Genomic DNA, 13,083 nt, shown 5'->3' on the forward strand with positions numbered 1-13,083 from the left:
TTATTTTTATTGTATTGGCATCGATTATTTCCTATGTGACCTTGAGGCTTTCATTACCTACAAAAATATGAGGTTTCTAAAAATGGCTATTCCAGCTTACCTATGGCTTAAAGATGATGGCGGTGCAGACATTAAAGGATCTGTCGATGTCCAAGACCGTGACGGCAGTATTGAGATCACCGGATTTTCTCATAACCTGAGCATACCAACTGACGGAATGACGGGAAAAATTACAGGAACCCGTAAGCACTCAGCCGTGCTAATTCAAAAGGAATTTGATAGCTCCTCCCCTTACCTCTACAAGGCTGTTGCCACTGGTCAGACGCTTAAATCCGCAGAGTTCAAGTGGTATCACATCAATGACGCAGGTCAGGAAGCAGAATATTTCAACATGCTGCTTGAAGGTGTGAAAATTGTAGGCGTGTCCCCCGTGATGCACGATACCAAGGACGCAACCAAAGAGAAGCATAACCACCTTGAATGCGTGGAACTTCGTTATGAAAAAATCACATGGAAGCACTGCGACGGAAACATTATGTTTACCGATAGCTGGAACGAAAGAGCACAGGCATGAGATACCCAACATTAGCTGCATCGCCTCATCCGCCGTATGATGTGTCTTCGTTCGCTCCCCCGGGGATTAACATAGTCAATAATATGATGATGGCGCGGTTTCATAAAGGGCCGTCAGCTCTAACTTTTGCGTGGTTTTATCAACAGGTAAGGTTGCATGGCCCCTGGGATTATAAAACTCGGCTTGGTCGCCAGTATGAAAACTTTCATTATGGTGCGGTCGGTGGTACAGCGGCAGGTATAACTGAGCCGGTATTGTTACGGGTGGCAGGTTGGGCGCAATCCAGATCTGGAAATGGACTGGCAGAGGATGGTAACTGGTACGGCCTGCCACCTTACGGAGATGACCCCAAAGATCAATTTTGGATAAAATGTGGGATCGATTATGCAAAAAGAACAGGGTTTTAAAAAACGCTATATTCTGGTGCCTGTTTTTTTTAGTTTACTGGTATTTGGGTGGGTGTTTTACTTTCTTAAATTCCCTGTAGAGCAAGAAATTTATAAGAAGGTAAGGATTAATGAATCGACCGTTTTGTATATCACACAAGCCAGCGCCGGGGCTATGACTTCATTTTCGTATCATTACTATTTTTATGATGCAAAAAAAAGCGACGCTGATTTTATAGCTCACGTTGACGACAGAACACCATTTATGATTACGAATGACAATACGGCCGCTATAGCAGTCAAAGAAGGTCAAGTTTATTTGCGTGTTCGTGGGGAAGTATACTCATTTAGAAATACCAACCGTCTCGCAACGATACACCTTGATGCCTCTCCTTGGTAAATTCCAACCAAAGTTAAGCATAACCGGGGCCAGGCCGCTGTCTGGGATCGGATTTCAGTATACAGATTAAAAAAAGACCGAATACGATTCCTATTGTCGTATCAAGATAATATATTTATATTTTTTTCAATGAGTTATATGTAATTTTTGATATAAATGCACCTATCAACACTTATCAAATCTATTCTTTAATTTCAGATGGTTATCATTAAATTCGGGAGTTTTCGGGAAAATTTCGGAGCAATTAATGCCTTCTACCCTGTTCATTATGTGCCTGGTCGTTGGGGGCATACTCATGCTCGCCCACCCGGTATTTCTCATCCCTTTTATAGTCATTGCCGCCCTGTTAGCTGCAAATGTTGACATGCGAATGGACAGCAACACCAGCATAATAATAGGCATTACAGGGAGTATTTTGTTGTTGTCCTTCATCGTCGCACTGCTTTAAAAATCAGCCCCCATTTCTGGAGGCCTGCATCGTTATCTGACATCAAAATACGGATTGATACGCTGAACCGCCTGCTGAACAATTTTATTCCGGCGGGCAAGTAGCTTATTGATCCGGTCCTTCTTCTCATCCGCTGATAAAATTCGGTCACTCTTAACCATTTCGATCATCCCATTCAGCGCCCTTACCTGTTTCTGTGTGGCGTTAAGTCCCTTCCTCTGTGACAACTCTTTCCGGTTTTCTTCCTGAAGCTCCTGAGCATCATCAAATCGCCCTTGCTTACGAAATGCATTTATCGTGCTATAGACCTCATTGGCTTTTTGCATCATCTGATAAAAGTCTTCGGTAAACTGCGTGGATTTGGCCGGGTCACTGCCGCGAAGGAATGACTTGAGCACGGGCAACTCATCGGTTCGTAACGCTGGCGTTTCGCCATAATCACCCATACCGCGTATCAACATATCACTGGCGCCCAGTACATAAGCCCCCAGCGTACCCGTATAGCCGGTTATGATGTGGTCAATTTTCTTTGGCGACCAGCCAAAGGCTTCACCCGCCTTGCGTGCGATCATGCTGGTATGGTCGTTATATCGTGCGCTGGCGAGTAGGTTACCGTCGGACATGTTTTCTATCGGATTGCCGGTAAAGGAATCGTAGTTAACGTAGGCTTCAGCAATTGGTAACGCGACCTGCGGAACAGGGTTGAAAGCGATTTGCTCCATAAAATTATGAATTGCTAACTTAGCAAATTTGGCACCAGAGTCCTTTCCGGCGATGGCGCGCATTAAGCGTTCAGGCATCGTGCCAAACATAAGCCCTATCTCGAACGGCTTAGGAATACGAAAATGCTGATCGCCCAAAAAGAAATGCCAGTAGGTATCCTTGTCCCAGTCTGGCAACTCTTCATATTTCTCATTGTCTAAGTTAGCGGCCATCAGTGCCACGGAAGCCGCAGCAATAATTCCACCACGTTTGAGCACTTCCGCCGGGTCGGCTTTAACTGCCCTGCCAAGCTTACTAAAACCCTGCATGCGCGCATTGAAGAACGGCAATACATCACTCAGAGTCATCATAATTTTACCCGAGCCTTGCATACTAAAGTCCATCAGGTCACGAGACTCAAATGCGGCTTGCGCCTTACTTTTACCCGATTTTATCGCCGCATCGTAGGTTGCGATGCGGTTGGCATTCTCTGCTGCCTCGCTGACGTGCTTATACTTTTCAAACGCCCCATTGAGTTTATTCATGGCATCCCGGCCAGTGGTAACGATGCTAGACTCAAACTCCCTGACTTGACTATCGGTATATCCTTTCCGGCGCAGGATTGAGCGTATATTCCTGGCTGTTCCGGCTGGGTCATATACGTTCGAATACCCTCCACCAAACGTGGCGCCAGCAAACATCATATCCACCAGAGTATCGTCACCCTTAATTGCCTTCTTTAAACCTTCGAATGAGGATTTTACCGGTGTAAAACCGTCTTTATTGATCGCCCATGAATGCAGTGAATCACGCAGGAAGTTACGCAGGATAAAATCGGGCATCGAAGTGGTACCGATCGTTAACACGCGTTTTGCCTGGCGCGCTGCACGTAAAAACACTGAGTTACTTCTCTCCATGTCGATCATGGTCATGGCGCGATATACCTCATCATTGTGAACACGCACCAGCGTTTCTTTTCCGTCGATGAAGACCTTCGCAACACCTTTGCCAATTTGCTGATAATCGATTTTGTTAGGCGATTCGATAACATCAATCATGCCAGTATCAGCTAAGTTAACGACTGTCCGACGCATAGCCTCATTTTTCATTGAGGAATCGATAGCTTTAGAAACGTAATTAAACAGGTTTTCAACCGGGTCTTTTATATTTTGCTCGCCGCCTTTAAGCTGGCGAACTGTGCTTCTCTGGTTCGCAATTCCTCGTGTTGACCACGGGCCGCGTACGCCACCATCCTCCGTTTCGCGGTAATACGGGATGTACCAGGCATCTTCCCACTGCGCCCTGCTCTCTGGATCGATTAATCCCATATCCTGCTGGAGATCCATAATCGATTTGATAAAGGCGTCGTACTTCGCTTTCTGATCGGCAAAGAGTTTTTCCCGGCCACTATCGAGCGACTTCATGAAGTCGATTTCCTGTGCGGTAAACAGGTTTTCGCGCCCTTCCTTCATCAGCCGTTCAGAGCGGTGACCGGCAATCCATTTAAAAAAGTCCTCACGGTGGTTGCCGAGACCGTCAAGCACGCCCATTAACGAATCCGCTTTGGTAGTTCCTGCCTTACGCTCAATCACGCCTTCTTTAGCGTTGTATTGAGGCAGGCCGTGCTCCAGCGTTGCTGCGGTGACCGAACCGGAACCTGCTGCCATGCGTGCCGCGACGTATGCCGAACTCTCCGCTTGTGACTTACCGGCTTCGTCTTCGGCATACTTGATTGGAGCCAGTCCGTCAAACGTGCGCGTATTAAGCTGGCGCATTGAATCTGACAACCAGGCTTTCTTCGCAGCCTTATCCTTGCCGTTGAACGTATCGTAAAAGGTTTTTGCCTTGTCGAACCAACCGGTTTCGCGACGAAACCCCATTTTACGGTTGATCACATCATCCATAGCAGGCGCTGCGGCTCGGGAGTAAAACGTTTTGTTCTTGCGAATATCCGCAGAAGTGAGTATATTTTGGCTTGAACCGACATCTGGTGAACCACGCTGGGGCAATTGCAGCCCTTGGGTCGTACCAGATGAAGGCTCAGAACCCTGATAAGAACGCTCCTCCTTGGGCAATTGAAGCCCCTGTGAATGAGGGTTATCAGGGTTTTCTTTTTTGTTTCTACGGTAACGCAGTAGCCCTTCATCAATCCAGTTCTGGTACTGCTTCGCCTCGCGCCCATACACGCTGGCGATTCGGTTAATAACCATACGTCCTGACTCAATATTCATATGGACGGCGGCCATCACCTGACGGCCAGTGGTATCCTTGGCGCTGAGTAACACAGAAGCAGCGTTGTCTTTGGTTTTTGATTCAAAGACGGCTTCTGGATCATGAAACAACTCTGGAAGACGTTCAATTACGTCCATCGGTACATCATGCTTCGCGCCGTTGCTGGCTTTACGCACTGTGTCGCGAGTAATAACCATATCCAGATTCGGCGCGCCCATCGCCCGCAGCACCGGCGGCGTTCGTCCAATCTTGATGCTTATTTCACCTGACTTGAGCGACCGCATGGCTTTATCCAGATCGGTACGGTACTGTTCAGCCTCATGTGGCAGAGGTTTCAGCGGATCAACATCGTCATTGCCCTTTGAATAAAGCGCGTCAGCCCGCGAAAAGGTATCTTCAAACTCTCGCGTACCCGGTTGCTCGTCTGCATGCATTGCCGTGCGTTTAAACCGCCCTGCGATGGTACGAAGGATGTTACGCACTTCGACTGGCGTAATGTTCTGACTAATCAGGCCCGCTTTCCTTAACGCATTTACCAGTACACCTGCGATACGGTCATACACTGCACCGAATTTCGACATACTGGTATTCTCTGCCATGTGAGCCAGAAACTCGTTAGCCTGGGTTTCGAGCGACTCATTTTTGTATGACCGGTCAACCTGGCCCCATACTTCCTGAATTGCTTTATTAGGGCTTTGCCGCGTCTGATGAAGCACACGAATGATACGGTCGTACTCAACATCGCCGATTACTGATGCAAGCCCGTGGTGTGCGAGGATTTCGTGACGCAGCTTCGCGTTCAGATCCTTAAGTGTGGGGATATTATCTGCAACGACGATAACGCGACTAAGTTCAGGTTGGTAAATGGCATGCACCACGCCATATTCCTTCGGTATACCATTCGGCATCATGGCCGCTGCCTCATCCTGAGACTGAACGACTTTCACTTTTATCTTAGCTGCGCCGTTCATTTTTTTAACAAATCCGTCGGCGGCGACCTGTGCAACGTGGCGCGTTAAACCCCGCGCTGGTTTATCAACACCCGGTTCCCAACCTTCGCGGGTAATGATATTTCCATCGCCAATATCCTCACCACCGTATCGGGAATAAAAGGTTGTGCCCCGATCCGTTTTCCGGGTTTTCAACGTTGCGAAAAGATGATCGAATGCCTGACGGATTCCGCCGCTCAGTTCCTTATCGGTAGGGTATGCGTAAGTATCGGAGGCGTTAGCCTCATCGCCTTTCCAGATGTTAACCAGGTAGTCGTTATCAATGCCTTTAGCCTGAGTTTTATCAAGCATGTACCGTTCAAAGGCACGGGCTGCCAGCTCGACGTTGGTTGACCAGTAGGCTTTACTGCGTACCGAATCAAGATTTCGCGCCCTGCCAACCATACCGCTGTTATCAATCGCGTCCATAACCCCGCGAAATGCGTTATATACTTCCTGTCGTACAGGATGCTCCGCATCAACAAAACGTCCGTTCCGGATAACCTTCGCGCGCCGACGTGATGACGACATAAAGTTGTCACCACTCTTAACCTCTCCATCGCGGCCAACATCACTCTGGCCGAAGAAATTATCAAGCGCGTGGAACCATTCATGCGCCAGCGATCCGGAACCATTACCTTTTGTCAGGTTGATCACGACCTGACCGGGTTCATAGTGCGCTTTTGCAGCATTCAGCCCGCCACGACCGCGCGCGCCAAAGGCCAGCCCAAGATTGCCATTCAGTGAAAGTGCCTGGGTGGGTACGTTGAGTACATCAGCCATATCTGTCAGTGCATCATAGGCTTCGTTTAATTCTTTCTGCCGGCGGGCACCCTCAACGTAGTTCCCGAACTGAACACCACGGAAACCGAATTTTTCGGTGAAACTTTCTGGTGTTGCAGCACTGTCACGAACTGCCGGGCCGGTTCGTTTACGGTTCTCTGCGTTTCGCTGCTCCGTCCGGGAGGTTTCACGCATTGAGGAAAGCTTCTTCTCCAGCTCATCCCGGTTTTCATTGAGATAGGTGCGTGCCTCAGTAGCGTCCTTAAAACCTGATTTTAATGGCACCAGCCCAGTCGCACCCTTATATGCGATAAATCGTTCGCCCGTATGCCGGTCTCTGTATATCTCGAGTTTCGATTGCTTTACTGTGCTCACGCCATCTTTGCTGGTTGACTGGTTAACATATGCGACGGCTTTTTTAATCGCTCCTTCCTTAGTCTCGTCGGAAACGCCACGAACACTTTTACCTTTTAGATCCTCAAGTTCGTAAATCGTCTTGCCACCTGATTTGCTGTAATCGGTGCCGTTATACATTGAATAGTGATGCGTGCGGAGTCGGTAGCGTGAGGCTTCTTCAACCTGCCCGGCGGGTAGTTTCGCCATCAAATCGAGCGTATCAGTGATGTCGCGCAACTTTGGATTCGTTGCATACAAACGGTGCATCTCATCCGGATCAACTTTACCGTCCAGTATTTCATTCGCCATCTCACGTAATTCATGTGCCTGTTCAGCCCATCGTTTCACACGACCCGGCATGGTAGGTTTGGTGCCGATCATTGAGCGAAAAACAGCAACCATCGATAACCCTTTATGACTTATACCTGCCGCGTGAAGGGCTTCGTAGTCCGGGCGGGGGAAAGTTCTACTCAGTGGCTGCGCACCAATATCTTCCACCGTATTATTTGACTGCATTGCCTGCCGGAACTGGCCCCAACGATCTTTAGCGGCACCCTGAAGCTTCTCGCCAAAATCCTCAATTTTAGGCTGTGCAGAAGGCAGACGGACGCCGTAACCGTTACCTACTTTTTCAATCGTGGCACCCGGCATTTTTGCCCATTTGGAAAAGCGCGCTACCCGCTCATTACTGAATGGCTTACCGGGCTGGTACAACTTGAGGTCAGGATCGGCAGGAACTGAAGCGGCTTTGCTTTTATCGGGGAGTCGAACGGCATAACCGCCTTCCACTTTTTCAACGGACGCGCCGGGCATTTTGGCCCACTTCGAATAACGCGCGACTTTCTCAGTGCTAAAAGGTTTTCCCGGACTGAAGAACTGCAATCGCGTCGGAACAGCCCCTTTCGCTACAGCAGCCGTTTCACGATCGATTGGTGTATCTCCAGCCCGAACGCGCTGATCAGAGATGCCGGGGGGCGTGTTCTCATTGCCCATAGCCTGAGTAAATTCGCGCATCTGGCGCTGCGGCGCGGTTTCTCCCCGTGTAAAATCCGGTGAACGTCCGGCCTGTGATTCGTCAGAATTGCCTGGCTGGAAAATGATATTCTTATCTTCGATAGCATCGCCAGGCACTGTCTCACCTTCATAGGTATTGCTGGCGCGACCAACTTCCTGTTTTGGCTCATCTTCACGGGGCAGTAGCCGCTGACCACGGACTTGCTCACCACCACGAAACTGTGGCCCACTTCCGGCCTGCTGCTCATCAATATTCGCGACGGGACCGGGCATTTGATAACCCTCGGCCAGACTTGTATCACCGGGCGCCGGTAATCGGGGGATTCTGGCCTGCCGTCGTGCATCAGCATCCGCCAGGGTAGCTTGTTCGTCTGGTGTTAAGCCCTGATCGCCGTTCTGTATTTGCTGCCTGATGAGTTCTTCAGGTGTGGGCGCAGCATCCTGTCCTAATGCCTGTTGTACCTCGCTGTCATCAGCGAAACCCTGAATGCGGGGGTCATTGCGTAGGTAGGCTGGCGTATCAAGATCGGGCGTAGGTGATGAGGAAGCAACCGGAGTTACATCATCAGATGTGGCTGGAGACTCGCTTTCTTGCTTTGTTCCCTCATCATTCGGTGGTGATTCGATGGCGGGATCACCTTCATTGCTTCTCGCTGAAGTATTATTTTTACGCCCGCGAACACCACCAATAGCACCTGCTGCGGCACCCATTCCCGCCCCTAAAAGCGCGTTGTTTAAACCGGTATCAACCACCCCTTTCATCGGGTCGATGTCCTGACCAGCGGTATCTTTCAGTTGTTGATTTTGCAGGTACTGCTGCGTTGCACCCTGCGCAAACTCGGTTCCTCCTTCAGCAAGTGCCCCCGTTGCTACACCAGAAAGTACACCACTAGCCGCTCCTTTTTTGGTCAAAAGCGATAACAAGGTATGATCGCCTAACGACGCCGCTGCAATATTTACAGCCAGCATGCGCGGATCGGCAGTAACAGAAGATGCAGCCTGCTCAGCGACCATATTACGAGCCATAGTCAGTTTCTGCGTATCGCTCAGATTTGCATACGCATCATCTGTATCGACATCATCAAAGGCTTTCTGAAATGTCGGACTCTGCATCAGTTGATCAAATGGCAGGCTGGTTATTTGATCGCGCATATCAATACCACCCTGACCTTGCGCGGATGCTGTCATTCCCCCAACAAATATCTTTTTCTGGGCTCGATCACCAGCGACTTGTGCCGCTTCTTTCGCTGTCGCTCTGGCAACCTCATCAGGTAATTGCCTGCTTAAGCTCTTATAGGCCATATCCTCTGCAATCTTGGCTACTTTTGACGCGCCGAATTTTGCAATACCTGCAACCGTGAACATTTGAGCCAACGTTGGAGTCGCATTAATTATCCAGGCATCTTTATCAAAAGCACCAGGACCAACTTTGTAACCCCCTTCAGCATCCTTTTCGATAAATGGCAAAGCCGCTGCCTGCTTAGCTCCCTCGGAATATCCCTCTTTAATTGCCTCTGAGCCTTTTTTAGCCAATCGTCCTACGGACCCAAAAGTGTTATCAACCCCAGAAGCAATATCATTTCGAACCCCTTTGATCGTGTTCATCGCATTGTCAGATATACCAAGACGACTTTGGGCCTCATTTTCCTGACTAGTTGCATAGCGATTCGCAACATCATTAAGTCCTTTGGGGAGTTGCGCAATCGATTCTGTTACATCAAATGGTACAGCAGCGACAGTTCTAACTATATCCCCTTTGGTTAAGCTAGGATTAACCTTTGCCTTTGCTTTCTCCAGTGCTGCGTCCAGATCAAAGGGCTCGCGTTCGCCGGGTTGGCTGATATTCAGGGTTTGCCGGTTATCATTATCTGATTGTTGTTCTGGGCGGTATTGCTGCATGTCTTCAGCCATTACATTCTCCGGATTTCAGGCATAAAAAAAGCCCCGCTTTTTAAAGCGAGGCCTGGCATCATTCGCGAATTTAGCTCACATAGTGATCCGTAAGCAACTGTCTATTTTTTAGCTGTGTAAGTCTTCTGACTTAAAAATTATATTCACTTCACGCTCAAGCTTTTCCCGGATTTCTTTATGCTGCATTAGCGCACATATCGCTGATGTTTTATTGTTCCCGAGCGTAAATTCTCCGTACCGGTACCAAACACCTGATCGCAGAACTATCCCTTTTTGCATTGCATGATCGAGCACTTCACCTTCGTGTGAGATACCGTGATCAAACCAGATTTGAAAAGTGGCCTGACGATATGGGGAACCCATCTTATTCTTAACCACTTTGACGCGATGCTCTGTGGCTACTACCGTTTTGTTTTCCGCCAGTTGGTTTGTCTGGCGAACGTCCAGCCTGATACTCGCAAATTGCTTTAAAGCGGCACCGCCAGTGGTAACTTCCGGGTTACCGTAAATTACACCGGGTCGGTTCCGTATCTGATTAATAAAAATCAGAAGGCAATTGTACTGGTGAGCCAGTGGACTAAGCTTGCGCATTGCTTTAGACATCAGGCGCGCTATTTCGCCGTCGTGCGCATCTCCCATGGCGCCCTCATATTCACCGCGTGTAATTAGCGCAGCTACTGAGTCAATAACAATGACGGACGCAGCACGCGAACGGATTATGCTCTCGCATACATCCAGTGCCAGTTCTCCTGTCGCAGGTCGGGATACCAATAACCTGTCGAGGTCGATACCGGAGTTTTCTGCATAGGCAGTATGTAAAGCCCGATCAGAGTCAATAAAAGCGCAAGACTTTCCAAGTTGCTGAGCCTGCCTGATGACTGATAACGCCAGTGTCGTCTTACCGGAGGAATCCGGACCGAAAATTTCCACAATCCGGCCAAGTGGTAACCCGCCAATATCAAGTGCCCGATCCAGCCCCATGCATCCGGTTGGTATGCTAACTAATTGCTTACACTGGTTACCTTTAGTCGCCGCATAAACAATGCCTTTGCCAAATTTCTGTTCGAGTAGAGACACAGATGTGTCTAACATAACTTTATGATTTTCAGCCATTTTATTAACCCACCCTGCTGAATTTATTATGTGAAGAGGTGAGTATATTTATACTGTATAAAAATACAGTACGCAAAGATATTTTAGGAATTTACTTTAGTTACACTAACACTTTCGAGCGTAATCACTGATTAGATTGGGCCCTGAACAGGCCCACCTATTCTACGGTTGAGAGCGCATGCGGCGGAGTTCTCGCAACTGTGATGCAGTGTGGCTGTCCGGCTGGGGTTGTTTTTGTAGGGACTGGGTCTGACTCTGCTCCGTCGGTGCGGGTTGCTGTGACTGAAGATATTGCTGATATTGCGCAGCGGCATCTTTAATTGCCGGATCATTCATATCAGGGTCCTTCCCTGTTTTTGCCCGGTAGAGTGAGGCAAAATCAGGAGGACTGGAATCATCACCTCCTGACATAACGCCATAAGTTTTGTCTACATCCTGATCGAGTTTATCAAATTGCGCTGCGGCTGCTGCACGTGATTCATCATCAGGCGAACTTGCAAGCGCCTTCGCGCGCGCCTTCCCGACTTCTATTTTATCCTTCCGGTAATCACGTATCGCCTGCGCTTCAGTTTTATTACCCGGATTAATCATCTTATCAAGGAACTGCGCTTTCGCCGGGTCATTCATCTGACCGACCATCTGGCTGTATCCGCGTAGCTTATTGAAGACATTCTCAATCGGTATAACCGGCACAGTATCATTTGGGTCAGATGAACCGTAACGCGTCATGGGTTTCGGTGCGGTAGAACCATCATCATACGTGACCTTTATCGTCGGTATGATACCTTTGCCATCTGCCGAGAAGCCAATGTGCGCAAGTTCTTTGCTCTTGATAGTCTTGCCGGTTGCCGGATCTTTCTCACCGATGCCACGTTGAATTTCAGGGTTTAACACCGTGTTCAGAACGTTAAGCGCCTGCGGGTCGTTATAATCCATCTTACCGTCAAGTATCTGCGGCATGACTTTATGAAACTGCATTACCGTGTTTATAGCATCCTTGCCAAAGAAGCGTTTCGGGTTGAGCGGATTATCCGGGGAAATTTGCTGATAAACCTCATCGTCAAATTTTCCATTTTGCAATCCGTTATAAAACGCCTGAACTGCTGGCATTTCTTCCTGCAACTTCTGGCTTCGTGCTTCCTGCGTCCGCCGGTAATTCAACTCATCACGACGCATACCTAAATCAGCTTGTGCGATACCAAGCCGCTTCTGATCCAGCGCATTACTTAAACCCCAGCGCCGATCACTTTCGCTGTCACGACCTTTCTGATAATCAAAATTGCGTTGATCGCGGTCTTTGCTATACCCAAATTGCTCCTGCGCCAGGCCAAAATTGCGGTCTGAGTTTTGCTGCTGTTGATTCAGTGCAGCCTGACGCAACCCAAGTTCCTGCTTACGGCTAATTGCCGCATCTGCGGTATTAAACCCCGCAAGGAACCCATCTGCCAGCCCTAACGTGCCTGCCATAAATCCCCCTGTTATTTAAATAACGAACCGGCCAGCAGACCTACCGCCGCACCAACACCAGCGCCGATTGGCCCGCCCCAGGAACCATACGTCGCACCAATTGCCGCACCAGCCCCGGCACCGACGCCTGCGGCATTCATCTGTCCCTGCTTTTGCTGCGCCTTAAGCTGGTCCTTTGCTGTTTCCCGGTTTCGCTCAAGCTGCGCTGCCTCATTCATTCCCTGAAGCGCCTGTTGGCGCGTTTGTGCTGCTGCATCAATTAACCCGTAGCTCATTGCTGATTACTCCCGGTGCCACCAATGTTTAACTGCTGACGTAAACCCGACGTCCCCCCCGTCAAAATATTCATCTGACGGTCGGCCTCTGCATCCCGGATGCCATTTTTGGCACCAGCAGTAGCCAGCGCCGTTTTCAGCCCCAGGCTGTTATCCTGCGGGTTCGTATTCTGCGCGACGCCATAACGCGCCATCTGATTAGCCTGCCCAACCAGCCCTGATTTAAGCGCCTGCTGGCCCGTATCCGTCGCACGACCTAACTGCTGATCCATGAGTTGTGTGTTGGTTGACAGGTCCATTAGTTGCTTCAGCTTCGGATAGAACCGCTGGCGCCAGTCGTCATATTGTTGCCGGTTAATATCGGCATACGTATCGGAAGCAAATCCCATACAT

The 13,083-nt window shown here is 49.2% G+C and carries 8 protein-coding genes; 3 read left to right on the forward strand and 5 right to left on the reverse strand.

Features of this window, described 5'->3' with window-relative positions:
* Positions 1-82 precede the first annotated feature (82 nt).
* Genes PMPD1_RS12420 through PMPD1_RS12430 form a run of 3 tightly spaced genes read left to right on the forward strand, consistent with a single transcriptional unit; the run spans position 83 to position 1,360 of the window.
* The gene (locus tag PMPD1_RS12420; RefSeq protein ID WP_173634336.1) at positions 83-574 is read left to right on the forward strand and encodes an Hcp family type VI secretion system effector; all 492 of its coding nucleotides are present in this window, start codon (positions 83-85) and stop codon (positions 572-574) included.
* Positions 571-981 carry a polymorphic toxin type 44 domain-containing protein gene (locus PMPD1_RS12425; RefSeq protein WP_173634337.1) on the forward strand — a complete coding sequence of 137 codons (411 nt, stop codon included), beginning with the start codon at positions 571-573 and terminating at the stop codon, positions 979-981. Before PMPD1_RS12420 ends, PMPD1_RS12425 begins: the two co-directional genes overlap by 4 nt.
* Positions 959-1,360: a hypothetical protein gene (locus tag PMPD1_RS12430; RefSeq protein WP_173634338.1), complete on the forward strand. Its 402-nt coding sequence runs from the start codon at positions 959-961 to the stop codon at positions 1,358-1,360. The genes PMPD1_RS12425 and PMPD1_RS12430 overlap by 23 nt, the downstream gene beginning before the upstream one ends.
* A gap of 480 nt (positions 1,361-1,840) precedes the next feature.
* On the opposite strand, the gene PMPD1_RS12435 is transcribed toward PMPD1_RS12430, so the two are convergent.
* From PMPD1_RS12435 to PMPD1_RS12455, 5 genes are all read right to left on the reverse strand, one after another.
* A complete protein-coding gene (locus tag PMPD1_RS12435) occupies positions 1,841-9,835 on the reverse strand; it encodes an LPD38 domain-containing protein (protein WP_173634339.1) in 7,995 nt (2,664 codons plus the stop codon).
* A gap of 108 nt (positions 9,836-9,943) precedes the next feature.
* Positions 9,944-10,948 (reverse strand): recombinase RecA, encoded by a 1,005-nt coding sequence (gene recA / locus PMPD1_RS12440; RefSeq protein WP_173634340.1) that lies wholly within the window; start codon positions 10,946-10,948, stop codon positions 9,944-9,946.
* Between the two features lie 162 nt (positions 10,949-11,110).
* Positions 11,111-12,328 carry a hypothetical protein gene (locus PMPD1_RS12445; RefSeq protein WP_173634341.1) on the reverse strand — a complete coding sequence of 406 codons (1,218 nt, stop codon included), beginning with the start codon at positions 12,326-12,328 and terminating at the stop codon, positions 11,111-11,113.
* Positions 12,329-12,426: 98 nt separating this feature from the next.
* Positions 12,427-12,690 (reverse strand): bacteriocin, encoded by a 264-nt coding sequence (locus tag PMPD1_RS12450; protein ID WP_173634342.1) that lies wholly within the window; start codon positions 12,688-12,690, stop codon positions 12,427-12,429.
* Positions 12,687-13,079 (reverse strand): hypothetical protein, encoded by a 393-nt coding sequence (locus PMPD1_RS12455; protein WP_173634343.1) that lies wholly within the window; start codon positions 13,077-13,079, stop codon positions 12,687-12,689. The genes PMPD1_RS12450 and PMPD1_RS12455 overlap by 4 nt, the downstream gene beginning before the upstream one ends.
* Positions 13,080-13,083: the final 4 nt, after the last annotated feature.

The sequence above is a fragment of the Paramixta manurensis genome (assembly GCF_013285385.1).
In the GTDB taxonomy this organism is placed as follows: Bacteria; Pseudomonadota; Gammaproteobacteria; order Enterobacterales; family Enterobacteriaceae; genus Paramixta; species Paramixta manurensis.